Source organism: Aquaspirillum sp. LM1, assembly GCF_002002905.1.
Lineage (GTDB): Bacteria > Pseudomonadota > Gammaproteobacteria > Burkholderiales > Aquaspirillaceae > Rivihabitans.
In genome coordinates, this window is sequence record NZ_CP019509.1 from 1,554,399 (window position 1) to 1,579,022 (window position 24,624).

Annotated in this window: 21 protein-coding genes and 2 tRNA genes; 12 read left to right on the forward strand and 11 right to left on the reverse strand. The window is 62.2% G+C overall.

Features of this window, described 5'->3' with window-relative positions:
- Nucleotides 1-137 precede the first annotated feature (137 nt).
- The 4 genes from BXU06_RS06665 (at nt 138) to BXU06_RS06675 (ending at nt 5,353) form a co-directional block, all read left to right on the forward strand.
- Nucleotides 138-1,373 carry a chloride channel protein gene (locus BXU06_RS06665; RefSeq protein WP_077297998.1) on the forward strand — a complete coding sequence of 412 codons (1,236 nt, stop codon included), beginning with the start codon at nt 138-140 and terminating at the stop codon, nt 1,371-1,373.
- A 46-nt stretch (nt 1,374-1,419) separates the two neighbouring features.
- Nucleotides 1,420-1,776 carry a hypothetical protein gene (locus BXU06_RS17335; RefSeq protein WP_150125133.1) on the forward strand — a complete coding sequence of 119 codons (357 nt, stop codon included), beginning with the start codon at nt 1,420-1,422 and terminating at the stop codon, nt 1,774-1,776.
- A gap of 337 nt (nt 1,777-2,113) precedes the next feature.
- Nucleotides 2,114-2,812, forward strand: a complete 699-nt coding sequence (locus tag BXU06_RS06670) for a hypothetical protein (protein ID WP_150125134.1) — start codon at nt 2,114-2,116, stop codon at nt 2,810-2,812.
- A 411-nt stretch (nt 2,813-3,223) separates the two neighbouring features.
- On the forward strand, nt 3,224-5,353 hold the full coding sequence (locus BXU06_RS06675) for a TonB-dependent siderophore receptor (protein WP_077298002.1): 2,130 nt from the start codon (nt 3,224-3,226) through the stop codon (nt 5,351-5,353).
- 115 nt (nt 5,354-5,468) lie between these two features.
- On the opposite strand, the gene BXU06_RS06680 is transcribed toward BXU06_RS06675, so the two are convergent.
- The 3 genes from BXU06_RS06680 to BXU06_RS06690 form a co-directional block, all read right to left on the reverse strand.
- Nucleotides 5,469-5,544, reverse strand: a tRNA-Thr gene (locus tag BXU06_RS06680).
- A gap of 58 nt (nt 5,545-5,602) precedes the next feature.
- Nucleotides 5,603-6,379 (reverse strand): peroxide stress protein YaaA, encoded by a 777-nt coding sequence (gene yaaA / locus BXU06_RS06685; protein WP_077298004.1) that lies wholly within the window; start codon nt 6,377-6,379, stop codon nt 5,603-5,605.
- 51 nt (nt 6,380-6,430) lie between these two features.
- On the reverse strand, nt 6,431-7,522 hold the full coding sequence (locus tag BXU06_RS06690) for an AI-2E family transporter (RefSeq protein ID WP_077302718.1): 1,092 nt from the start codon (nt 7,520-7,522) through the stop codon (nt 6,431-6,433).
- 144 nt (nt 7,523-7,666) lie between these two features.
- On the opposite strand from BXU06_RS06690, the gene purM reads away from it, so the two are divergent.
- The 6 genes from purM to BXU06_RS06720 all read left to right on the forward strand — a co-directional run bounded on the left by purM (nt 7,667) and on the right by BXU06_RS06720 (nt 13,389).
- Nucleotides 7,667-8,704, forward strand: coding sequence for a phosphoribosylformylglycinamidine cyclo-ligase (purM, locus tag BXU06_RS06695; RefSeq protein ID WP_077298006.1), 1,038 nt, complete (start codon nt 7,667-7,669; stop codon nt 8,702-8,704).
- A gap of 178 nt (nt 8,705-8,882) precedes the next feature.
- Nucleotides 8,883-9,512, forward strand: coding sequence for a phosphoribosylglycinamide formyltransferase (gene purN, locus BXU06_RS06700; RefSeq protein ID WP_077298008.1), 630 nt, complete (start codon nt 8,883-8,885; stop codon nt 9,510-9,512).
- A complete protein-coding gene (locus tag BXU06_RS06705) occupies nt 9,487-10,542 on the forward strand; it encodes a DUF3108 domain-containing protein (RefSeq protein WP_077298010.1) in 1,056 nt (351 codons plus the stop codon). The genes purN and BXU06_RS06705 overlap by 26 nt, the downstream gene beginning before the upstream one ends.
- Nucleotides 10,538-11,797 carry an RsmB/NOP family class I SAM-dependent RNA methyltransferase gene (locus BXU06_RS06710; protein WP_374754326.1) on the forward strand — a complete coding sequence of 420 codons (1,260 nt, stop codon included), beginning with the start codon at nt 10,538-10,540 and terminating at the stop codon, nt 11,795-11,797. The genes BXU06_RS06705 and BXU06_RS06710 overlap by 5 nt, the downstream gene beginning before the upstream one ends.
- A 170-nt stretch (nt 11,798-11,967) precedes the next feature.
- Complete coding sequence (locus tag BXU06_RS06715; protein ID WP_171982136.1) at nt 11,968-12,501, forward strand: OmpA family protein; 534 nt, start codon at nt 11,968-11,970, stop codon at nt 12,499-12,501.
- Nucleotides 12,502-12,612: 111 nt separating this feature from the next.
- Nucleotides 12,613-13,389 carry a zinc ribbon domain-containing protein gene (locus BXU06_RS06720; protein ID WP_150125135.1) on the forward strand — a complete coding sequence of 259 codons (777 nt, stop codon included), beginning with the start codon at nt 12,613-12,615 and terminating at the stop codon, nt 13,387-13,389.
- Between the two features lie 79 nt (nt 13,390-13,468).
- On the opposite strand, the gene BXU06_RS06725 is transcribed toward BXU06_RS06720, so the two are convergent.
- The 4 genes from BXU06_RS06725 to BXU06_RS06740 all read right to left on the reverse strand — a co-directional run bounded on the left by BXU06_RS06725 (nt 13,469) and on the right by BXU06_RS06740 (nt 17,024).
- Complete coding sequence (locus tag BXU06_RS06725; RefSeq protein WP_077298018.1) at nt 13,469-14,953, reverse strand: calcium-binding protein; 1,485 nt, start codon at nt 14,951-14,953, stop codon at nt 13,469-13,471.
- Between the two features lie 544 nt (nt 14,954-15,497).
- A complete protein-coding gene (locus BXU06_RS06730) occupies nt 15,498-15,722 on the reverse strand; it encodes a hypothetical protein (RefSeq protein WP_150125136.1) in 225 nt (74 codons plus the stop codon).
- Between the two features lie 232 nt (nt 15,723-15,954).
- Nucleotides 15,955-16,030, reverse strand: a tRNA-Asn gene (locus BXU06_RS06735).
- 184 nt (nt 16,031-16,214) lie between these two features.
- Nucleotides 16,215-17,024 (reverse strand): hypothetical protein, encoded by an 810-nt coding sequence (locus BXU06_RS06740; RefSeq protein WP_077298022.1) that lies wholly within the window; start codon nt 17,022-17,024, stop codon nt 16,215-16,217.
- Nucleotides 17,025-17,558: 534 nt separating this feature from the next.
- Between BXU06_RS06740 and BXU06_RS06745 the strand changes: the two genes are divergently transcribed.
- Nucleotides 17,559-18,881 (forward strand): NYN domain-containing protein, encoded by a 1,323-nt coding sequence (locus tag BXU06_RS06745; RefSeq protein WP_171982137.1) that lies wholly within the window; start codon nt 17,559-17,561, stop codon nt 18,879-18,881.
- 88 nt (nt 18,882-18,969) lie between these two features.
- On the opposite strand, the gene BXU06_RS06750 is transcribed toward BXU06_RS06745, so the two are convergent.
- Genes BXU06_RS06750 through gpmI form a run of 4 tightly spaced genes read right to left on the reverse strand, consistent with a single transcriptional unit; the run spans nt 18,970 to nt 23,506 of the window.
- Nucleotides 18,970-20,451, reverse strand: coding sequence for a S41 family peptidase (locus tag BXU06_RS06750; RefSeq protein ID WP_171982138.1), 1,482 nt, complete (start codon nt 20,449-20,451; stop codon nt 18,970-18,972).
- Between the two features lie 30 nt (nt 20,452-20,481).
- Nucleotides 20,482-20,901: a murein hydrolase activator EnvC gene (locus BXU06_RS06755; RefSeq protein ID WP_253189541.1), complete on the reverse strand. Its 420-nt coding sequence runs from the start codon at nt 20,899-20,901 to the stop codon at nt 20,482-20,484.
- On the reverse strand, nt 20,847-21,986 hold the full coding sequence (locus tag BXU06_RS06760; RefSeq protein WP_077298028.1) for a murein hydrolase activator EnvC: 1,140 nt from the start codon (nt 21,984-21,986) through the stop codon (nt 20,847-20,849). Before BXU06_RS06760 ends, BXU06_RS06755 begins: the two co-directional genes overlap by 55 nt.
- Nucleotides 21,983-23,506, reverse strand: coding sequence for a 2,3-bisphosphoglycerate-independent phosphoglycerate mutase (gene gpmI / locus BXU06_RS06765; protein ID WP_077298030.1), 1,524 nt, complete (start codon nt 23,504-23,506; stop codon nt 21,983-21,985). Before gpmI ends, BXU06_RS06760 begins: the two co-directional genes overlap by 4 nt.
- Nucleotides 23,507-23,724: 218 nt before the next feature.
- Here gpmI and BXU06_RS06770 point away from each other — a divergent pair, with 218 nt between their 5' ends.
- Nucleotides 23,725-24,519: a 3'-5' exonuclease gene (locus tag BXU06_RS06770; protein WP_077298032.1), complete on the forward strand. Its 795-nt coding sequence runs from the start codon at nt 23,725-23,727 to the stop codon at nt 24,517-24,519.
- The last annotated feature ends 105 nt before the right edge of the window (nt 24,520-24,624 follow it).

Sequence of the window (24,624 nt, forward strand, 5' to 3'; positions counted from 1 at the left end):
AACACCCCGTGGAAGGCGGTCAGCGGCAGAGCCTCCCCCGGCCCTGGCCCGCCAGGCGTGCAGTTGGGCCGCTGCCAGTGCCGGCACGTTCCGATGCTACACTTTGCCCCGTTGGCGTTTACCCCGAGAACAACACGATGGTTTTCCCCCGCGCAGCGCAGTACCGGCGGCCCCTGATTGCACCAGTGAAATGGCTGGCGCTGATTCTGGCGGTGGCCGCGCTGGCCGGCAGTGCATCGGCAGCGTTTTTGGCCGCGCTGGACTGGGCCACCGCCACCCGCCTGGCCCACCCCTGGCTGCTGGCCGGCCTGCCACTGGCCGGATTTGCCGTGGCCTGGGTGTACTGGCGCGTCGGCCAGCCGGTAGAGGCCGGCAATAATCTGCTGATTGACGAAATCCATAACCCGAAAAACACCATTCCGCTGCGCATGGTGCCGCTGATCTGGCTGGGCACGGTGATTGCCCACCTGTTTGGTGCATCGGTCGGGCGCGAAGGCGCGGCGGTGCAGATGGGCGGCGCGCTGGCAGACCAGGTTGCCCAGCGCTGCCGGCTGGACGCCTTCGACCGCCAGCGCATGCTGCTGACCGGCATCAGCGCCGGGTTTGCCTCGGTGTTTGGCACGCCGCTGGCCGGCGCGGTGTTTGCGCTGGAAGTGCTGGCGCTGGGCCGGGTGCGCGCCGATGCCTTGCTGCCCTGCCTGCTGGCGGCGCTGCTGGCCGACCAGGTGTGCCTGGCCTGGGGCGCGCAGCATGCGCACCACACGGTGGCGGCCATTCCGGCACTATCGCCGGCCACGCTGGCCGCCATCCTGCTGGCTGGCGCGCTGTTTGGCCTGGCCGGGCGCAGCTTTGCCCACGCCACCCACGGCCTGGGCCAGTGGCTGAAAAACCGGGTCAGCTATCCGCCCCTGCGCCCGCTGCTGGGCGGCGCGCTGGTGGCCGGGCTGGCCTGGACGCTGGGCGGCGAGCGCTTTCTCGGGCTGGGGCTGGGGCTGATTGACGCGGCGTTTACCCAGCCGCTGGGCATGCAGGAAGCCGCCGGCAAGTGGGCGTTCACCGTGCTGTCACTGGCCAGCGCTTTCAAGGGCGGCGAAGTCACCCCGCTGTTTGCTATCGGTGCCACCCTGGGCAACGCCCTGGCCCCGCTGCTGGCGCTGCCCGCACCGCTGCTGGCCGGCATCGGCCTGGTGGCGGTGTTTGCCGGCGCAGCCAACACCCCGCTGGCGTGCACGCTGATGGCGATGGAACTGTTTGGCAGCGGCGTGGGCGCGTACGCCGCCCTGGCCTGCGCCGCCAGCTACGCCTGCTCCGGCCACCACGGCATCTACCGCGCCCAGCGGGTGGACGCACCCAAACACCGGCCAGTGTCGTAGTTGTTGCTGGGTGGGGGGCAGGCGTGGGGGGAGGCGGAGAAAAACCATGACTTCCGTGCCACCCATGATTCAACACATTGATTTTGCTTATTTTATTTTTAGAAAAACAATTGGCCTGACAGCGACAATTTGTCGCAGGGGGGGCCGCCAATTAAGCTGCTGCAGTTCGGCCTTCCAAAAAAACGTAACTGGGGAAGGGCGAATCATGGGAGAGATCCGTTTGTCGGTTGGCATGCTGATCTGTATGCAGGCATTTTGCATGCAGGCTAAAGCAGCAACACCGACGCTGGGGGTTGTCGAGGTTCGCGCCGGACTGGAAGTATTCAATCAAGAACAAAGCAGCCTGTCAGCGTCGCGCTTGGGTGTTACCCTAAAAGTACGCAGCAGTGGCCGAGACTGTTGATTTATTTGCTAAGAAATTTAGTAGAGCCTCCGGCGATTTAGCATGCTTTTCTGATTCTTTGCATGGAAGTTTATTGGTATAGTGGCCTAGCCTAAACCCACACAGCCTACGTTTCCCCACCCACCCCGAGCTTAGCCGCGCCCCCATGCGGCCCACCTCGGGGCTGTCTTCCTCACCCTTTCCCCCTTGATTACTGATGAAAACCATGACCTGTTTCACCCGCGCCTTGCGACCATGCTATTTGGCTTTTTTATTGTTTCCTGCCATCGCCATGGCCAATGACGCCACGGAGCCGCCATTGGGGGTGTTGCGGCACAGCAGTTTCGCAGACCGCACTATGACGGCATGCAAGGGTAGCAATGGCAAAATGCTGTTTGAAGACATGGCGGTGGTGGTGGCCGGTCGTTACCGCTGCACACCGGCGTATGGCAAAGCCAAAGACTATCTGGTGGCGTATTTCGGCAAGCAGCACTTTTTTGTTGAGCACGATGCAGTGTTCATGCTGGATGAAAAACGCGCAGCGCTCCCCGAGCTGGACGACCAGACGCTGGCCAGGCTGGACGTTGCCGCGCTGGAAAAGGCCGGGGAGCACTATCGCGATGTGGCAATCCATAGTGCGCTGAAAGCCTACCATGCGCCGGCAAAACATGGCGTCAGCGTGCTGAGTTTCTCGGTGTACGACGAAAGCGAGCATACCGAGGCCACCGGCTTCAAGCTGGAGGTGTACAACCCCACGCAAAAAACCATCAAATACATTCGTGTCGAGCTGATGGGCATGAACGCCGTCGATGACCCGGTGCGTGACCGTTTTGGCGGCAGCGCTGTCAAGCGGGTAAGAGGGATTGGCCCCATCGAACCGCGAGACTTCGGCACCTACACCTTTAAGCACTTATGGTTTACCGATGCGGTGGAATGGGCAAAACTGGTGTCGTTGCGGGTGGATTACATGGACGGCAGCAGCAAAACCATCAAGAGCCTGAAGCCGGTCAAGGTAGATCAGGTACACCAGGACGCCCTCGCCTGGGAGCCGGAGTAAGCCTGGGCTGCGGTTGTTGCACCAGCGACCAACTGGACTGGTTTGAACACCTCGATGGGGAATCAACAGCTTAAACCTGCTCGGGCGCAGGTTTAAGCCGGTATTGTCTTTCAAATTCCGCTGGGTGCATGCTAGAGACAGCCGCTGCGTGTGCGGATATAGTCGGCTTGTTTCGAACCACGACAAGTACGAAGAAGCCCGGCAAGGTCGTGCCACAACGTCAGGACGGGTGTGTTCGCGCTTAACCTCCCGCTGCAACATTACGTTACATTTCCCCTCTGCCCGGACATGCACCGGTTACATGCCTGCGGTTTAATCAGGAACCGTTCTCACGTTTACAAAACTTAACCCTGGCCTGGCCCGTGGCGCTGCTGCACGCCCAAATCCCATGGCCACAGGAGAGTGTTCAGCATGTCCGTGTCTTTTTCGTCCCACCCACCGCGCCGTTGGTGGCATGTGGGTGCCGTGTGCCTGAGCCTGACGCCGCTGGCGCAGGCCAACGACGCGGTGCTGCAAGAGGTCAGCGTCACTGCCACCCGCGATGCCCAGGAAATGCGCCGTAACTCAACCGCCGGCAAGATTATTGTCGATCGCAAGGAGCTGGATACGCTGGACGCCAGCAGTGTGGGCGAGCTGCTGCGCAAGCTGCCCGGCACCGGCCTGTTTGCCGACCCGGACACCGGCAGCCGCGCGCCACGCGGGCGTTCGCCCAGCCGCAATATGCCGCAAATTGTGGTGGATGGCCAGGCGCTGCCCGGCGGTCCGGCGGCGCTGGGCACGGCCTTGCGTTTTCCGGTGGAGCTGATCGAGCGGGTGGAAATCATCCGCAACAGCACCCCGGAGTTTCCCAGTGTGGGCTCGGGCGGGGTGATCAACCTGATTCTGCGTGACACGCCCCCCAGCCGCACGCTGGCGGCCAAGCTGGGCCTGGGGGCCAGCCAGGGCCGGCCCAATGCCCGGCTGGAAGGGCAGGCCGGGGATAATCTGGGGGCGTTCAGTTATTTATTGTCCGGGTCGTTTACCCAGCGCCCAAGCAGCGGCAACCGCACCACCGATGAAACCCAGTACGCCAGCCAGGGCGAAGGTCAGGTGCATGAGGTGGCGCACAGCCACGGCCAGGACGGCAATGCCACCTTCAGCCCCCGGCTGAACTGGAAGCTGGGCGAATATGGCCAGCTGACGCTCAGCCCGTTCTTGAGCTATAGCCGGCTTACCCGCACCAGTGCGGTAGACAGCCAGGGTAGCGGCACGGCCAGCAGCAGCCATGAAGACAGCCACCAGCGTGAGGTGCGCAGCAGTGGCCGGCTAATGGCGGAATGGAAACTGGCCACGCCGCAGATTGGCGAAACCAGCGTGCGCATGATGGCGCAAGGCGAACGCGAGCAATCCGACCGTCAAACCGAGCGCCAGGACAGCCAGGGTGCGCGCGCCAGCCAGGACACCACCCTGCGCCACGAGCGCGAATGGCTGGCCAGCCTGCGCCATAAAAAAGCCTGGGGCGACGATCATCTGATCACCAGCGCGCTGGAATGGCGCACCCGCGCCAGCGATGACCGCCAGGACAGCAGCGGCACGCGCGCCGGCACCAGCCGCGCACAAACCAGCGAACAGCAAAAAGTGTTCTGGATTCAGGACGAATGGCAGCTGGCTGAACAGCATGTGCTCACTCCCGGCCTGCGCTGGCAGCTGGACCAGACCGAGGTAGACGACGGCCAGAGCACGCTGCGCCGCACCCACCAGGCCTGGCTGCCGTCGCTGCATTATTTGTGGCAGGTGGATACGCAATGGAATCTGCGCGCCAGCGCCAGCCGCAATAACCGCGCGCCGTCAATCCGCGAGCTTAGCCCGGTGGTACGCATCGCCAACGGTGAAAACAGCGCCAGCAACCCGGACCGTGCGGGGAATGCCAATTTGCAGGGCGAAACCCTGCGCGTGCTGGAAATTGGCATCGAGCACTTTTTGCCCGCCCGCGCCGGCACCATTGGCCTGTCGCTGTTCGAGCGGCGCATTGACGACTACAGCCAGCGGCTCACGCTGCTGGAAGGCGAGCGCTGGGTGGAACGTCCGTTCAACCTCGGCCAGGCGCGTTCACGCGGGCTGCTGTTGGACGCCAAGGCCAAGCTGGACAGCCTGGGCCTGCCCAAGCTGACTGCGCGGGCCAATCTGTCGCTGTCGCGCACCCAAGTGGAAGGCTCGATTCTGGGCGATGGCCCACGCAAGGGCGGCAATGTTGGCCTGGATTATGAAACGCCTTACACCGGGCTGACGCTGGGCGGCCTGTTCAGCTACACCTCGGCGCTGGACCGCGACAGCAGCCTGACCGTGCGCCAGCAGCAGGACGCCCGCCGCCAGCTGGATTTGTACGCCACCTATAAAATCGACCGCCAGCTGACGGTACGTGCCTCGGCGCAGAATGTCACTGGCGAAAAAGCTCGCAATCAGGTGTGGGAGTACGACAGCACCGGCGCGCTCAAGCGCCAGGAGGTGGAAAGCCGCCGCGCCAACCGCAGTTTTTTGCTGACGCTGGAAGGCAAGTGGTAGACGGTTGACTTGAGCAAACTGACGTAAAAAAGCCCCGGAAGTCCGGGGCTTTTTTACGCGATGACGCCAAAATTACGCCAATTCCTGCGTAACATATTGATTTAAAACAAAATCGTGGTGCCGGCGAAAGGAGTCGAACCCTCGACCTTCTGATTACAAGTCAGCTGCTCTACCAACTGAGCTACGCCGGCGAAAGAGGGCGAATTATGCCGAAGTTATTCGGCCAGCGCAAGCCCGGCTGGCTGGCTTTTACTCGGCGTGGTCGCGGCGGAACAGCAGCGTTTCTGCATCCGACCCGGCGCTGACCAGCTGATAGCCGTCCAGATCAAAATCGCGCAGCCCTTCTGGCCGGTCGATGCCGTGCAGGGCGGCGTAGCGCACCATCAGACCACGGGCGCGTTTGGCATAAAAGCTGATGATTTTGTACTGGCTGTTTTTCAGATCCTGAAACACCGGGGTGACCACTGGCACCGCCAGTTTTTTCGGGCGGATGGCCTTGAAGTATTCATCGCTGGCCAGGTTCACCAGCACGCGACTGTCATGCTCGGCCAGCAGCGCATTCAGTGCCTCGGTCAGGCTGTCGCTCCAGAAGGCGTACAAATCCTTGCCGGCGCGGTTGGCCAGTTTGGTACCCATTTCCAGCCGGTACGGGCGCATCAGGTCCAGCGGGCGCAGCAGGCCATACAGGCCAGACAAAATGCGCAAATGCTGCTGCAGCCAGTCCAGCTGGGCGTGGCTAAGCTCGGCGGCATTCAGGCCGGTGTACACGTCACCCATGAACGCCAGCACCGCCTGCTTGGCGTTGTCCGGGCTGCAGTCCACCGCCCAGCTGGCAAAGCGCCCGGCATTGAGCACCGCCAGTGGGTCGCTGATGTGCATCAGCTGGGCAATTTCGGCAGGGCTGAGCGTGGCCAGCTGGGCGATCAGCTCGGCGGAGCGGTCCAGGTAGTCAGGCGTGGTGTGGTGGTCGATGCCGGGCGGGGTGTCGTAATCCAGGGTTTTGGCGGGGGAAATCACCATCAGCATGGCGGCGCTCCTCAGGGCGGCGGAATTTCGGTTTGGGGGAGGGCGATTGTATCACTGGCCTTGTGGCGTGGTGCGCCGCTGCCGCCGGTAAAAGCGGCTGTCCAGATAGCGCAAGCGCCCCAGCCGCACCAGCACCACCAGCACCGCCGAAATCGGTAGCGCCAGCATGATGCCAACAAAGCCAAACAGCTGGCCAAACGCCATCAGGGCAAAAATCACCACCAGCGGATGCAGGCCGATGCGCTCGCCCACCAGCTTGGGGGTGATGATCATGCTTTCCAGCAGTTGGCCCAGTGCAAACACCAGCCACACCAGCAGCAGGTCGCTCAGGTTGCCAAACTGCAAGACCGCCGCCAGGGTGGCCAGCAGCAGGCCAATGGCCGCGCCCACATACGGAATGAACACCAGCAGGCCGGCCACCACGCCAATGGCAAAGCCGGATTCCAGCCCCACCGCCCACAGCCCGCAGCCGTACACCGCCGCCATGATCACCATCACCGCCAGCTGGCCGCGCAGAAACTGGCCCAGCATGCTGTCGATTTCGCCGCCGATGCGGTCCAGCTCGGCAAACCAGCGCCGGGGGATCAGTTCGGCCATTGGCGCGGTGAATCTGCGCCAGTCGCGCACCAGATAGAACAGCACCAGCGGCAGCAGCAGCACATTGGACACATAGCCAAACAAGGCCAGGCCCTGGTCGGTAATCAGCGGTACGGCACGGGCCAGCATGCCGCGCAACGAGCCCATATTGCTGGTCAGCGCCCGCTTGAAGGTAGCCGTGTCAAAATGCCACACCAGCCCCAGGGTGTCGCGCAGCCAGGGCGACAGGGTGTGCTCCGCCCAGTCCACCAGGCCGGGCAGGCGCAACGACAGCGCCTGGCCCTGCTCAATCAGCATGGGCACAATCAGCAGCAGCAGGCAGGCCAGCGCCAGCATCAGCAGCACAATCACCAGCAGGGTGCCCAGGGTGCGCCCCAGCCGGCGGCGCTCCAGGCCATCCACCAGCGGTACCACAATGTAGGCCAGCACCGAACCGGCCACAAACGGGGTTAAAATGGGCGTCAGCAGGTAGAGCAAATAGCCCAGTCCGGCCAGCGCGGCCAGCCATAACCAGCCATTTCTGGCGGAATCGCGGGTGTGTTTCATGATTTGAGGTAAAATGCTCGAAAATTTGGCCGCCCGAACGGTGGCCGACAACGACAGCATTCAATCCCTGCGGCGTTCCGTCAAGCCCAACCCGACCCGGGCTGGCTGTTTGCCGGAAGCCGGACTGACGAAAGTGAGCCCATTTTGACCCAAGCTTCCCTCTCCTACCGTGATGCCGGCGTGGACATCGATGCCGGTGACCAACTGGTTGAAAACATCAAGCCGTTTGCCAAACGGACGATGCGCCCTGAAGTGCTGGGCGGGCTGGGCGGTTTTGGCGCGATGGTGGAAATCTCGAAAAAATACCGCGAGCCGGTGCTGGTGTCCGGCACCGACGGCGTGGGCACCAAGCTGAAACTGGCCTTTGAATGGAACAAGCACGACACCGTTGGCATTGACCTGGTGGCCATGAGCGTGAACGACATTCTGGTGCAGGGTGCCGAGCCGCTGTTTTTTCTGGACTACTTTGCCTGCGGCAAGCTGGACGTGCCCGCCGCCACCGAAGTGATCAAGGGCATTGCCGCTGGCTGCGAACAGGCTGGCTGCGCGCTGATTGGCGGCGAAACCGCCGAAATGCCGGGCATGTACCCGGTGGGCGAATACGACCTGGCTGGCTTTGCCGTGGGCGTGGTGGAAAAAAGCGACATCATCACCGGCCAGAGCATTGCCGCTGGCGACGTGGTGCTGGGCCTGGCCTCCAACGGCGCGCACTCCAACGGCTATTCGCTGGTGCGCAAGATCATCGACCGCGCCCAGCCAGACCTGGACGCCGAGTTTGACGGCGGCAAGAGCCTGCGCGACGTGGTGATGGCCCCCACCCGCATCTACGTCAAGCCGCTGCTCAAGCTGATGGCCGCCAAACTGGTGAAGGGCATGGCCCACATCACTGGCGGTGGCATCACCGAAAACACCCCGCGCGTGCTGCCGGCTAATGTGGTGGCCCAGCTCGACGCCAGCAGCTGGGCGCTGCCCAAGCTGTTCCAGTGGCTGCAGGCCGAAGGCCAGGTGGACGCGCAGGAAATGTACCGCACCTTCAACTGTGGCGTAGGCATGGTGGTGATTGTTGCCGCCGACCAGGCCGACGCCGCCACCGCGCTGCTGCAGGCTGAAGGCGAAACCGTATACCGCCTGGGCCAGATTCGCCCGCGTCAGGGTGACGAGCACCAGACCCAGATTGTCTGATTGCTGAATTCAGGCTTGCCATCCGGGTAGCAGTCCGCCCGGATGGCCTCTCGTGCGCCGGGTGAGCAGTCCCCGGCCCGTTTTGTTTGTTGGAGGCGTTTTCCGGGGCATCCCGGCGCAACGCTTTTGCCGGGCGTGCTGTTTTACCGCCGCGCCGGCACATGGGTTAAAGCTGAACATGAAAAATCTCGTCATCCTGATTTCCGGGCGAGGCTCGAATATGCAGGCGCTGGTGGAGGCAAATATTCCCGGTGCCCGCGTGGCAGCGGTGATTGCCAACCGCCCCGACGCCGCCGGCCTGGCCTGGGCGGCGGCGCAAGGCATTGCCACCGAAGCGCTCGACCACAAGGCATTTGCCAGCCGCGAAGCCTTCGACGCCGCCTTGCAGGCCAGCATTGACCGCCACCAGCCCGACCTGGTGGTGCTGGCCGGGTTCATGCGCATTCTGACCGCCGACTTTACCCGGCACTACGCCGGACGGATGCTGAATATCCACCCGTCGCTGCTGCCGGCCTTTCCCGGCCTGCACACCCACCAGCGCGCGCTGGACGCCGGCTGCCGGCTGGCGGGTTCCACCGTGCACTTTGTCACCGCCGAACTGGACCACGGCCCGGTGGTGATTCAGGGTGCGGTGGCGGTGGCCGACGACGACACCGCCGACAGCCTGGCGGCCAAGGTGTTGCGCGTCGAGCACCGCATTTACCCGCAGGCGGTACGCTGGTGGGTGGAAGGCCGCTTGCAGATTGACGGCCTGCGTGTCCGGGTGGACGGCGGGCAAGGACATGGCGAACTGCTCAGCCCGCAGTAAGCCTGGCCCTGGCGGGCTGCTGGGGCTGGCGCTGCTGGCCTCGCTGCTGTTGCATCTGCTCGGCCTGGTGGGCGACTGGCCCGGATTGGCGCTGCCTGCGGCTGGCGACAGCCCGGCGCTACAGCCCTTGTCGGCCACCCTGCGCACCCTGGCCCCGGCCAGCCAGGCTGACCTAAGCCCGGCCCGCAGCGTGTCACCGGCCAAGGGCCATGGGGCGACGCTGCGCGTGCCCGTGCAGGCGAAAGCCGCGCCAGCGGCAGACGAGGACCAGGCAGCAGTAAACGACAACCGTGCGGAAGCGTCTGCCGGGGCCGAAAGCAGCCCAGCACCCAGCCCGGTGGCAGACCCGCCCGCAGCTGGCGCTGACGCCGCCGTGGCCACTTTTCCGGCTCAGGCCAGCGTGCGCTACGAAGTGCTGTACGGGGTACTGATGGCCGGCGTGGCCGATCTGGATTGGGAAAGCCGCGATGGCCAGTACCGGATTGTGCTCACCCTGCGCTCGCTGTTCAGCCCCACCTTGCGCTATACCAGTGAGGGGACGCTGAACGCCCAGGGTTTGCGCCCGCTGCGCTTTGAGGCGCATCGGGGCGATACCCGGCGCGAACATGCCGAGTTTGACTGGGCCAGCCATACGCTGCACTACGGCGACCGCGACGACAAAACCGCCGAGCTGGAAGACGGCGCGCAGGATATTCTCAGCCTGATTTTTCAGCTGGCATTGCGCGCCGGCGCGCTGGAAGGGCAGACGGTGCAGATGACCACCGGCAAGAAAGTGTATCGCCAGCCGGTCAGCATCGACGGCGAGGCCGCGCAAAACCTGGCCGGACACACCCTGGCTACCGTGCAGGTGAGCAGTGAAGCCCGGGGGGATCGCACCGATGTCTGGCTGGCCCGCGACCAGCATCACCTGCCACTGCGGATACGTCGCAGCGGCGACAAAATCATTGATCAACGCGCCATCCGGGTTCAGCTGGATGGCGTGACGATTCTGGAACGACCTGAACCTGAAAGATTGCCCCATGGCCATTAGCCATTCCCTGTTTCAACATGCTGTCGATGCCCTGCGCCGGGTGCTGCCGTGCGACAAGCCGGCTGACGCCGCGCTGTCGGCGTTTTTTCGTGACAACCCCAAGCTGGGCCAGCAAGACCGCCATTTTATTGCCGAATCCGTGTTTGCCGTGCTGCGCCGCCACGCGCTGCTCAGCGCCCTGACCGCCCCGCAAGCCACTCCCAAGCGTTTGCTGATTGCCTCGCTGGTGCGGGTGCGCGGGCATAATCTGCGCGAACTGTCCGACGCCCTGACCGAGGCCGAACAAAAATGGGCCGGCGAACTCAAGGCGCTTGAACCGGAACTGACCCTGGCCGAACGCGCCGAGCTGCCCGACTGGGTGGTCAGCGCCATGCAGCAGGATGGCGGCCTGGACGACGAGGCCGTGTTGACCCTGGGTCGGGCCATGCAACATCCCGCCCCGCTGGATTTGCGTGCCAACACCATCAAAACCCGCCGCGAAGACGCGCTGAATGAGCTGACCGCGCTGGGCATTCCGGCGGAGTTTACCCCGCTGTCGCCGTTTGGCCTGCGGGTAAAAGGCAAGCCGGCGCTGACCCGCATGCCGCTGTTCACCAACGGCATGGTGGAAGTGCAGGACGAAGGCAGCCAGCTGCTTGGCCTGCTGCTTGCCCCGCGTCGTGGCGAAATGGTGGTGGATTTTTGCGCCGGTGCCGGCGGCAAAACCCTGCTGCTGGGCGCAATGATGGCGTCAACGGGCCGGCTGTACGCATTTGATATTTCAGAAAAGCGCCTGGCCAACCTCAAGCCGCGTCTGGCCCGCTCGGGGCTGTCCAATGTGCATCCGCAGCTGCTGGCCTCAGAAAAAGACGCACGCATCAAGCGCCTGGCCGGCAAGATTGACCGCGTGCTGGTGGACGCGCCATGCTCTGGCCTGGGCACCTTGCGCCGCAACCCAGACCTGAAATTCCGCCAGTCCCCGGACAGCGTGGCCCAGCTCAACGCCACCCAGGCCAATATCCTGAATGCTGCTGCCGCGCTGGTGAAGCCGGGTGGGCGTTTGGTGTACGCCACCTGCAGTCTGCTGCCTGCCGAAAACGACGCGATCATCGACGCTTTTCTGGCCAGCCATCCAGAATTCAGCGAGCTGAACGCCGAGGCGCTGCTGGCCGAACAACGGGTGACCCTGGCCACCGGCAGCCGCCTGCGCCTGAACCCGGCCCAGCATAATACCGACGGCTTTTTTGCCGTGGCGCTGGGGCGCAATCCGGCCTGATATCGGCGCAAGCCAGCCATCCCCGCCGCAACAGGCCGCGCCAGACCAGCGCAGGCCTGTTTTTTTTGAAGCGAGCGCACCAAGTCAGGCGGCTTGCCCAGTGCCATGTCATGGCTTCCTCCGGTAAAATGCCAGACATGCCAACGTTTTGCCCGAACGAGGAAATGCCCATGCGCTGGAAACCGTTGCTCGCCTTGCTGCTGCTGACCGTGCTAAGCGCCTGCGCCACCCCGCCGGCCTCGCGTGATGTCACCATCACCCAGACTGCGCGTGGGGTAGAAATCCGCTCCAGCGATATCATCCTGTTTGACAGTGGCAAGGCGGATATCAAGCCGGCGGGCCAGGTGTTTCTGGACCGGGTGGCCAGCATCCTCACCCACCGCACCCATCAGCCGGTTTCCATTGAAGGCCACACCGATAATATCGGGCCGCCGGATTTGAACCGCGACTTGTCTGAGCTGCGTGCGCTGGCGGTGATGAAAGGCCTGCTCGACCGGGGCGTGCCCAAGGCGCGCATGCGCTATGTGGGCTACGGCATGAGCCGACCGATTGCCGATAACAGTACAATGGAGGGCCGCCAGCTGAACCGGCGGACCGAAATCATTATTTTGAACGAGCGCAAGGAAAACATCGGCAGCGTGCTGGACGATCTGGCCGGGTTTTTCAGTGGCGTGGTGCAATTTGGCAAGAATCTGCTGAATTGACCACGTCATGCATTGTGACGCGCTGCACCGGATCAGCCCAGGGCGCGGAAGCATGCCTGTTTCAGCATGCGCCCTCCCCTCCCGTTCCAGTGCGGACACCAAGGAAGTTTCATGGCTGAATGCCCTACCTGCCACACCCCCTGCCCGGATGCGGCACGCTTTTGTCCGGCGTGCGGCCAGGCGCTAACGGCCATGCCGCCTGTGCTGGCCGACCGCACGCCACCCACCGTGGCCACCTTGCGGGTCGATACCGCTGCCGCTGCACCAGCCATACCACTTGAGCCCAGCGTTCAGCCTAAGCCGCCGCGCGGCTCGTTGCGCTGGGGCTGGTGGCTGCTGGGCAGCCTGTTCACCCTGCTGCTTGGCCTGATGGGCGGCGGCTGGTTATGGCTGGAACATACCATCTCAGCGCCCTTGCCGGCCCCCGCCAGCCCCGCTGCTGCGCCCGCCGCCCCCATTGAACTGGCACCGGGTCTGACCTTGCAGGAGCGCCGGCCAGCAGAAACACCCAGCCCGCCAGCCGCACCTGCTACGCCAGCGGTGTCGGCCAGCCCGGCTCCGGCACCGGCGGCCACGCCAGCAAGCGTTGCACCGCTGCCCGCGCCACCCGCCGCCGCCCCTGCGCCGGCGGTGAGTGTTGTGCCTGCCAAGCCGGCGCTTGCTGCCAGCCCTGTGCCCGCCAGCCCGGATGCCAATCGCCGACAAACCCCGGCCCCGCCCAGCCAAACCTTTCAGCCACCGCCAGAAAGCAGCACGCCACCTGCCGTGCCAGCGCCCGCCCCAGCGGTCGCCCCCGCCCGAGCCAATACCCAGCCCAATACCCAGGCGCTGCACGATGACATCCTGCGGCGCAAGGAAGCGCTGAAGCAACAGATGGGCGTGGAATAATCGTCGCAAATGACTCGGCCCACCCGATTTTCTGTCGGGTGGGCCGAGTCATTTGGCACAATCAGGGCGGGTGATTGGCTTACACCAGATCAAACACTAAATCACTGAGTGCCACACCCGGCGTGCCAGCCAGGCGAATGGCCAGATCCGACGCGGTAAAGGTCAGCGTGCTACTCTGGTCGAGCACCAGATAGGTGTCTGCGCCAAACACAAACTGATTGATGGTCGGGTTGGTGGCGCTGCCGCTGCCAGATGCGGCGCGATCCAGCACCATGGCCAGGGTGTCGCCGCCGTAGACCGGCGTGGTGTCCAGCGTGGCTGGCGCGGTGGCTGTGGTGCTGATGCCAAAGCGGATGCTGTCCGTGCCGGACGTGAAATCCAGCAGTGACAGCTGGTTGGCTCCGCTGCTGTGGTCGCCGCGATAGCCCTTGCCGGTCCAGAACACATCATTGCCCAGGCCGCCATTCATCGTGGTGGCACCGCTGACCCCGCCGCTGTCGGAGCCGATTTTCAGCACATCGTCGCCGCTGCGGCCCTCCAGAATGTCATTGCCGCCTTTGCCATCCAGGGTGTTATTGCCGGTATTGCCCAGAATGGTGTTGGCCAGACCATCACCAAAGCCGTAGGTATTCAGGGTGCCGGTCAGTTCCAGGGTTTCAATATTGCCGCTGGCCCACGATGCAGCCGGATCGGCGGTATACAGCAGGCTGAACGAGACATCGCTTTTCACCAGGTCAACGCCAGCGGAATCCACCACCATGTTTTGCGCGCCAATGATGTAAAAAATGTCGTTGCCGGCATCGCCAAACAGTTTGTCATTGCCGTTGCCAAACAGCTGGTCGTTGCCAATGCCGCCATACAGCCAGTCAGCATCCGCCGTCACCCCGACCCCCGGTGCATCGGCGTACAGCTTGTCATCACCATCGCCGCCATACAGCGAATCAGCCCCCAGGCCGCCGGACAGTACATTGGCCCCGACGTTGCCATTGATGGTATTGGCCAGGTTATTGCCTATGCCGTCGATATTGGCGGTGCCGGTGAGGGTGAGTTTTTCCACTTCGCCACTGACCAGCGCTGCGCCAACAAACGGCAAGGTGCCATTCAGCGCAATGGTGGTGCTGCTGTACACCAGGTCGATGCCGCCAGCCGGTGCTTCATTGATGATGGCGTTATTGGCCGCCACATAATAGACATCGTTGCCCACCCCGCCAGTCAGCACGTTATTGGCACCCAATTCGCCATGCAGGATGTCGTTGCCCACTTCGCCATACAGGTAATCCAGGCCGTCGGCAAACAGGGTGTCGGCATTGTCCCCGCCGTACAGCAGGTCGGTGTATACCGTATCCACACTGCCTGCATCTCCGGCATACAGGGTGTCGTTACCCGCGTAGCCATATAGGGTGTCGGCATCCAGCAAGCCCTTGATCACATTGGCTCCGGTGTTGCCAGAAATACTGTTGGCGGTATTGTTGCCTGTGCCATTGATATTGGCCGCACCGGTCAATACCAGATCATCTTCAGCAGCGGCCAGGGTGTAGCTGACAGCAGAGCTCACAGTAGTCATGATTTTTGTCCTTTGAGATTCGATAAAAACGAACTGCCAGCGCTAAGCTACGATGATTGTCGTCAAACAGGCAAATTAAACTCACCCTCCTGCTTGCTTGCAAGGAGCAACTCAAATGTGCTGGCCTGATACGCTTTATGGTTATTTACGTATAATTACTTAAAAAAGAGCCGGGTTTTATGCGAATTGTTACAATATGATTGTATGATTCAATTGTATGACCTAGCCTGGCAAAGAAAAAATTAGCCGATAACTGATTGTTTATCCAGGCTAAAATGCTTAACAGGTTTAAGTCTGAACTGACCGGACATCCCTGGGCATTTCATGCGCAACGATGTGGTAAAACTACCACATCAATGCCATCTCATTCTGTCCAGGTTTATGCTTGTGAATAGTATTTTTTTTGCGTATCAACCAAAGAATACCAATAAGGTATATAGGCTGACAAAAAAATGCCCATCACCAAGGATGGGCACGAACAGGATGTGGGAACAACCCGGAGAAAACCACCGGACAAGCCTGGGGGCAGACTTGCCGGAAAAACTTAAGCCAGCGTCGGGCGTGGAAACGCGCCGCCAGCAAACAAGGTACGGAAAAACTGGTCGATTTCCTGTTCAATCTCCGCCACAGGGCGGGTATAGCGCTGACGCAGCACGGCAAGCAGGCTGTTCCGGTTGGCCACCTGGTCCAGGTCGCGTTCGGTCAGACGTTGCCAGCATTGCTGCATCAAACGACGCAGTCGAGGAGAAATCGGGCGGGAAGTCATCATTACAGGCCTCCTGTCAGACAACAACCGGCTGCGGCTGCGGCTTACCCACCAGCCTGAAACAGCGCGGTTACAGTATGTGATATGACTGGGGTGTGACCAGGAAGTTCCGGTTTCGGGCAAAAAACCAGCAAAAATTTTTAGCGCTGCCGCTCGGTGCAGCACTGAAAAAGGAAAATGGGAAGCAGACAAAGCAAAAGCCCCACATCTTGCGATGCGGGGCTTTGCTGAATACTGGCTCCTCGACCTGGGCTCGAACCAGGGACCTGCGGATTAACAGTCCGTCGCTCTACCGACTGAGCTATCGAGGAATCGATGGGGCGTATAGTACCGATCACCCAGCGCCCTGTCAAGCGCTAATTTTCAAAAAAGCCCAATCTGGCAAAATGTTTTAGAAAAACCATGGTTTTTCAACAACATCTGCTCACCCCCTCCAATACCGCTTCAGCCACAGGGCAATTTGCGCCAGCACGGTGGCGCGAGTAGGCCGGGGAATTACGGGCCAGATCCAGGTGCTGGCACCATTGAATCCGGCTCTGCGGGTGGGTGGGTTTCGGCGTCTGCTGTCGAATGTGTACCCTGCCAGTGCGCAGGCCGGGCAGATTCGGGCAAGGCGGCGGTGGCAGCCTGCACTTCGGCACTGAGTGCTGCATAGTGGGCGCTGAGCAAGCGGGCATCCAGCGTATGCCCGCCGCCATGGGCCAATTGCCCGCCCAGATTGCGCTGGGCACCCAGCACTTCAGCGTGTACCCCGGCCACCAGCGCATCCAGCCGGCGGCTTAGCATGGCATCGCGCTCTGCCGCCCAGGCCAGCCGGGCAGCGTCCACCTGCAACTGCCCGTCGCCATCCAGGCTAATGCCCTGACTGGTCAAAGGCAGGCCGCCGCCCAAGGGTATCCGGCTCAGGCCTTCGGCCAGGCTGGCAGTCACACCGAGCATGCGTGCCGGGTGCGCATGGCGGCCATGGGGGGCGGCCAGGCGCTGATAAGCCTGGCGCAACTGGTCTGCACCACGCAGCACGGTATATATCGCATCATCGCTGGCCAGCCGGGCGCGCACCGAAACAAAGGCTTCCGCCACTTCATCCAGCAATAACAGCAATTCACCGCGTTCGGACACATCCACCGCATCCCACAGCGTGCCAGCGCGTGGCTGGCGGCGGCTGGTGCGGGTGTGATCCAGCAGCGGGCGTCCTGCGTTGGCCAGCACCGGGGCAATCTGGCTAACGGCGGCCACATCCGGCACCCGATCCGGAGCTTTTGGGGTGTACACCGGCAGTTGCGGCGACACGGCGGGGATGAACATACAAACCTCCTGGCTGAACCGAATCCAGCACACGCCAAACCATGACATGCTTGCCATGGTATCAGGATGGTCAGGGAAATCCGGGCAAAGTTCCGATGCATGGCAGATTCTTCAGCAGATTTTACCGGTCTGGCCATGCCTGCGCGCTGGCCCTGGTGTTGGCCGATCCTGTCTGCCTGGCCAGGCAGGGCAGATGAGCAGCATCGTCTGGCGCGTCGGATAAAAAATGTAAAAATACGCAATTGCACTGAACTTTAGTGCCATGTCGATGTCCATAGTCGTTGCCTATGATTGGCCTGCCCGCCAGCCAAGGCACAAACGCCCCAGGCGCAGCAAACCCTGATGCAGATCACAGCGCTTGCGCCGGTGGCGCTCCAGCAAAAATGCCATTGATTTGCTCAAGGGAAATACTCAGGCATCAGCCAGACGGACAGGCCATGCTGTTCAGTTGATACTGAAAAAACATTCAGTTTGCCATCCTGCAAGCCTGTTGCTACCATCCCTGCTTGCCAGACCTTTTGCAAGGATACATGTGTGCCAAAAAAAACTGCGCTATTTGTCGATTTCGACAATGTCTTTCTTTGCCTGAAAGCCATTGATCCTGCGATGGCGGATTGCTTTGCCAAACGCCCGGCGGAGTGGCTGAAGCAGCTGGAAGGCTCCGACCGACGATTTTTGATTCGTCGCTGTTATATGAATCCCACTTCTTTTGAAGAATATCGTCCTTATTTTATATATTCTGCTTTTGATGTGGTGGATTGCCCTGCCGTGACCATGCAGGGCAAAACCCTGGCGGATATGCACATGACCATCGACATTGTCGACCGGCTGATGCATCCCACCCGATTTGAAGAGTTCATGCTGTTTTCTGCCGATTCAGACTTCACCCCGGTGCTGCAGAAACTGCGTGAATACGACCGGCAAACCTGCGTGGTGCTGGCCGGGCCGTCGTCGGCAGCATACCGCGCCTCGGCAGATGAAATCCTGTCGCTGACCCGGATTCTGGAAGAAATGCTGCCGGCAGGTGGCAGCAGCCAGGATAGCCCGTCGTTTCCGCGCCCGGAATACCGCCAGGAAGCACGCCCGGAGTACCGCGACTACCGCCAGGACTACACCCCGCGTCCCCGCCTGGGCCTGAACAATGAACTGATGTCGCGCGACAAGATTGAAGACATCACCAAGGTGCTGCTTGAGGCACTCAATCAGGCCTCACACGCCATTCCCTCGGCCAAGGTCATTGAAATCCTGCGGGAAAAATTTGGTGCTGACGCCAATAGCTGGTTTGGTTTTGGTCGCCCGGCCAGTTTCTTTACCGCGATCAATATTTATGAACAAGGGGTCACTTTTTCGCAGGCGGCACCTGGGTATCTGTACCTGACCCATAAACACACCCCGCCGCGAGAACTGGCGTCGCTGGGAGAATGGCTGCGCAATCCGGCCAGCGATCCGGCGCTGGTGGCGTTGGCCAACAAGGTATGCGCGCTGACAGAAACACCGCCGCTGAGCCCCGATGAATTCCAGATCTGCTTCAATTATATTGCCGAGCAGATTTGTCACGGTGGCGCAGGCCTGAATGAGCTGTCAAAAAACCTGCGTGACTTTGCCAAGGACAAGGAAATTTCGTTATCCCGTCAGGATGCAACGGGTATTTTGTTCCTGCTGGAACGCAATGGCGTCAATCTGCAATATTCAAATAAACCGGCTGAAGCACTGGCGGATATCTATGCCGAAGCGGTGGTGCGTCGCTGTTCGGCCAGCCAGTGGCAGATGAATGCGGACGAGCACGCCATGCTGCTGACCTGGCTTGGCGCATCGACAGCGCCCACGGCTGCTGCCACGCCAGAGATACAGGCATAAGCGATGTTTCCCGGTGGTGCTGACGGATTGTGTCAGCCAAACAAAACGCCCGGCATGCCGGGCGTTTTGTTTGGGGCGCACGCGATGCTTATTTGGCCACCGGCGTGTCCGCTGCCTTACTGGCCGCAGCGCCGCCCGGCAGAATCTGCTGCACCTTGAGAATGGTCAGCGCCTGATTCAGCTGGTGGTCGGTTTTCGGGTTGGGATCGCGCGGGTTGGCCGACTTGTCGTCGTCCTTGTTCTTGTCGCCCTTGTCATCACGCGCCTTGGCCGGCGTCACCGGGGCCTTGTCGGCCTTGTCGGTTTTTTCGCTCTTGCCGTCCTTGTCGCCATTCGGGTTGCTCAGGTGATGCTCCAGGTCAGCCTCGCGAATGCGCAGCGACGGACCGGCACTGCTGGCCGCAGCGGTCAGCGTGGCTTCTTCCACCACCACATCCGGGGCAATCCCGGTAGCCTGGATCGAGCGGCCATTTGGCGTGTAATAGCGGGCAGTGGTCAGCTTGATGCCACCCTGGTTGCCCAGCGGCAGTACCGACTGCACCGAGCCCTTGCCAAAAGTTTTCACCCCGACCACCAGCGCGCGCTTGTGGTCTTGCAGCGCCCCGGCCACAATTTCCGACGCCGACGCCGTGCCACTGTTGACCAGCACCACCACCGGCACGGTTTTTACCGCAGCCGGGGTATTGCGGAAGTAATCCGTCTTGCTCTGGTCGCGCATATAGTTGGCTGGCGCGGCGGTCAGCCGCATCTTGGCGTCTGGCGCGCGGCCATCGGTGTACACCACCAGCGCATCCTTGGGCAGGAAGGCCGCAGAGACGCCCACGGCGCTATTGAGCAGGCCGCCCGGATCGTCGCGCAGATCCAGCACCAGGCCCTTCAGCGGCTTGGCGTTTTCCTTGTACAGTGCTTCCAGTGCCTGTGCCAGGTTCTCTGTGGTGTGCTCCTGGAACTGGGTGATGCGCACATAGCCGTAATCCGGTTCGACCATCTTGAACTTGACGCTCTTGGTCTTGATCACCGCTCGGGTCAGCGGCACCACCAGCGGTTTGGATTCGCCCTTGCGGGCAAGGGTCAGCGTGACCTTGGTGCCCGGCTTGCCACGCATGCGCTTGACCGCTTCGTTGATGCTCAGCCCACGCACCGAAACATCGTCGATCTTGACAATCAAATCACCCGATTTCATGCCGGCGCGGAATGCCGGGGTGTCTTCAATCGGTGCAATCACCTTGATCAGGCCGTCTTCAGCACCGATTTCAATCCCCAGCCCGCCAAATTCGCCCTGGGTGCCTTCGCGCAGTTCCTTGAAGGCGTCTGGATCGAGATAGGACGAGTGCGGGTCCAGCCCGGACAGCATGCCGTTGATGGCTTCGGTAATCAGCTTTTTATCTTCAACCGGTTCGACATAGTCCTGCTTGATGCGCCCGAACACTTCGGTAAAGGTGCGCAGTTCAGTCAGCGGCAGGGTGGTGCTGGCCGGCTCTTTGTCGGCCATGGCCGTGATGCTCAGGCTGAGAATGGCGCCCGCCACGGCACCTGCGCTGACCAAGGCCATTTTTTGCAGAGTATGCATAGTTCTCCCCGGCTGGTGCCGGTTATCCGGTTACGATTGGGCCCAGCTCATCGGGTTGAGCGGGCGTCCCAGGTGTCGAATTTCAAAATATAGCCCGTTGTCACTGCCGCCGCCGGATGCACCGGTGGTGGCCACGGTGTCGCCCGCGCGCACTTTGTCGCCAGTGGACTTCATCAGCGCTTCGCCACCGCCATAGACGGTCATGTAGCCACCGCCGTGATCGACAATCAGCATATTGCCAAAGCCGCGCAGCCAGTCGGCGTACACCACCCGGCCATCGGCCACGGCGCGGGCCGCCTGGCCGGCGGCGGTACGGATGAATACGCCTTTCCAGGTCATCCCCTCGGCACGCGGCGTGCCAAACTTGCCGGCCAGCTCACCGCGCACGGGCAGTTTCAGCTTGCCCTGCAGGCTGGCAAATGCCCGGCCAGAGCTGGACGCATCGTCCACGCTGTCATCCACCCGCTGCGGCGCTGTTGGCGCGGGCTCGACTTTGGCCACCGGCGGTGGCGGGGGGGTGGCGGCGGGGCCACGGGGGCCGGGGCCGGTTCTGGCGGCGGTGCGGGCTTGCCCACCTTGGCCGCCGCCTGCGCGGCAGCCAGATCGCGCGCCTGACGGGCTTTGGCTTCACGTTCGTTCTGCGCCTTGGCTTCGCGCACGGCCTGCTCGTGCTTGGCCTTGGCTTCGCGCTCGGCCTTGGCTTCGCGCTCGGCTTGTTCGCGCCGGGCTTTGGCCTCACGCTCGGCTTGCTCACGCTTGGCCTGGGCCAGCTTGCGCGCTTCCTCGGCCTTCTTCGCTTCGGCCTTGCGCTGGGCTTCAAGTTCCCGGTTGAGCTTGTCAATCAGGCTATTGATGCGTTGTTCGTCGGCTTGCAATTTGCCAATCTGCTGGCGTTGTTGCTGAATCTGGCTGGACAGCTGAGTGATGACCTGCTGACGGTTTTCTTTTTCCTGAACCAGCTTCTGCTTTTGTTCATGGCGCGACTGGGCAATGGTGTCGAGCTTGGTTTTTTCTGTCTGGAGCTGGGCAGAGAGTTTTTCCAGCTGGCCAAGCTGGTTTTTCAGCTGCAAGGCCACGGCCTGCTGGGCCTGGGCAATCTTGCGGTAGTAGGCCAGGTCGCGCACGGTCTGGTTAGGGTCCTGCTGGTTGAGCAGCAGGGTCAGCGCATCGTGCTGGCCGTGGCGGTACTGGTTGTTCAGAATCTGCCCCAGACGCTGGCGCGAGGCCTCAATGCCGGCGCGCGCGCGGGTCATGTCGCCGCGTACCTTGGCCATTTGCTGTTCAGACAAGGATTGCTGCTGGTTCAGCTCGCCCAGGGTGCGGTTGGCCTCGCTGATGGCCACTTCCGACGCGCGCAGGGCATCGCTGGCCTCGGCGCGGTTGGCTTCCTTGGTCTTGACGTCTTTTTCCAGCGTGGTGATCTGCTGACGGATGTCTTTCAGGTCCTGCTTGGGGGCCTGGGTGGTGTCCGCTACCGGTGCCGCGCCGGCCAGGGCCGGCAGCAGGATCAGCAGCGCAAGGGCAGGTGATTTCACTGGAACTGAATCAGCGAGCGGCCAGTCATTTCAGCCGGTTGTGACAGCCCCATCATTGCCAGCAGGGTGGGGGCAATATCGCGCAGCGCACCGCCGCTGGCCAGCGTGGCCGGTCGGCCAGCGTACAGCAGTGGCACCAGGTTCAGCGTGTGCTGGGTGTGCGGCTGGTCGTGCGCGGCGTCAAACATCTGCTCGGCGTTGCCATGGTCGGCGGTGATCAGCACCTCGCCGCCGGCGGCACGCATGGCTTCCACGCAACGGCCCACGCAACGGTCCAGCGCTTCGATGGCCTTGACCGCTGCGGGGAAATTGCCGGTGTGGCCCACCATGTCGCCATTGGCGTAGTTGCAGATGATGGCCTGATACTGGCCGCTGGCAATCGCCTCAATAATCTTTTCAGTTACCGTGTCCGCGCTCATTTCCGGCTGCAGGTCGTAGGTGGCCACCTTGGGCGACGGCACCAGAATGCGGTCTTCGCCCGGATACACCTGTTCTTCGCCACCGTTAAAGAAATAAGTGACGTGCGGGTATTTTTCGGTTTCGGCAATCCGCAGCTGCTTCAGCCCCAGGCCGGACAGATACTCGCCCAGGCCATTGCTCAGGGTTTGCGGCGGATAGGCCACCGGGTGGGAATAAGCTTCGCCGTAGCTCGTCAGCGAGGTGAACAGCGCCAGTCTGGGCTGACGCACGGCAAAGCCGTCAAACGCCGGGTCGGTCATGGCGCTGGTCAGCTCGCGGGCGCGGTCGGCGCGGAAATTCATGAACAGCACCACGTCGCCGTCGTCAATCCGGCACGGCGCGCCCACGGCGGTAGGCTTGACGAATTCGTCGTTTTCATCGCGGCCATACGCTGCTGCCAGCGCCGCCAGGCCGGTGTCGGCGTGGAACTCGCCTTCGCCGTCCACCACCAGCCGGTAAGCGGTTTGCACCCGCTCCCAGCGTTTGTCGCGGTCCATCGCCCAGAAGCGGCCACACACGCTGGCCAGCCGGGCATTCGGGCACTCGGCCAGCACCGCGTCCAGGCGCTGCAGATAGGTGTCGGCGCTGCGCGGCGGGGTGTCGCGGCCATCCAGGAAGGCATGCACGCACACCTCGGCCACCCCGGCGGCCTGGGCGGCGCGCAGCAGGGCGTGCAGATGGTTTTCATGGCTGTGTACGCCGCCGTCGGACAGCAGGCCCAGCACATGCAGGCGATGGCCTGCGCCTGCGCGGGCAAAGGCGTCGGCAATCACCGGGTTGCCGGCAAACGCGCCTTGTTCGATATCCAGATCAATCCGGCTGATGTCCTGCTGAACCACCCGGCCTGCGCCGATGTTCAGATGGCCCACTTCAGAATTGCCAAACTGCCCGCCAGGCAGACCCACAGCGTGTTCGGAGGCATCCAGCACGCTGTACGGATAACGGGCGCGCAGGGCGTCCCAGTTGGGGGTATGGGCATGGAAGATGGCATTGTCGTCGCCATTTTCGCGATGGCCAAAACCGTCAAGAATCAGCAGCAACACCGGAGTAATCGAATTCATGGGCACAGGCAGTCAGGTTCAGGGTCGGAACAGATATGGCGGCATTGTACCGGTTTTCCAAGGCGGCGCGTGTTTGTCAGCCCACGGCAAAACGGTTAAAAACGGCAAAATCCAGCCCGCTGCGCGTGCCCATCCGCCCGCTTGCCGTGCCTGCGGCTGGGCGCTGGCCACGTCAGGCACTACAATCCGCTCATCCCGACCTTTTGCGGAGTCCTGCTTTGACCCCCGTTCTTGCTTTTGACATCGAAACCATTCCGGACATTGCCGGCCTGCGCACCTTGCACAGCCTGCTCGACGCCGACATCAGCGACGCCGACGTGGCCGAATACGCCTTCCAGCGCCAGCGGCAAAAAAACGGCAGCGACTTTTTGCCGCACCATCTGCACCGGGTGGTGGCCATTTCCTGCGTGCTGCGCTGGAGCGACCGGGTTCACGTCAGCACTATCGGCCAGCCGGGTGACAGCGAAGCGCGCATGCTGGAAACCTTTTTTGCCCTGATTGAAAAATACACGCCGCAGATGGTCAGTTGGAACGGCGGTGGCTTTGACCTGCCGGTGCTGCACTATCGGGCGCTGATTCACGGCGTGACCGCACCGCGCTACTGGGACATGGGCGACGGCCATTACCCGGACAGCCGGGAGTTCAAGTGGAACAACTATATTGGCCGCTACCACACCCGCCATCTGGACCTGATGGACCTGCTGGCCATGTACCAGCCACGCGCCAGCGCGCCGCTGGACGACCTGGCCAAGCTGGCCGGTTTTCCCGGCAAGCTGGGCATGGACGGCAGCAAGGTGTGGAGTGCCTGGCAAGCCGGTGCCGAGCAGGAAATCCGCGATTACTGTGAAACCGACGCCGCCAACACCTATCTGGTGTTTCTGCGCTTTCAGCAGATGCGCGGCGCGCTGGACGCCAGCGCCTACGCCAGCGAGTGCCAGCGCCTGCGCCATTGGCTGGAGAGCCACGCCGACAAGCCACACTGGCAGGCGTTTCTGGCGGCGTGGCCGGTGTAGCGTTAGCGGCGCGCTGTGATGGATTCAAGGGCAGGGGGGCAAAAAAACCATCAAAGACCCGGATTTTGAATTGCCAGCCCCACCTTACTGAAGGCTGGCAATGGC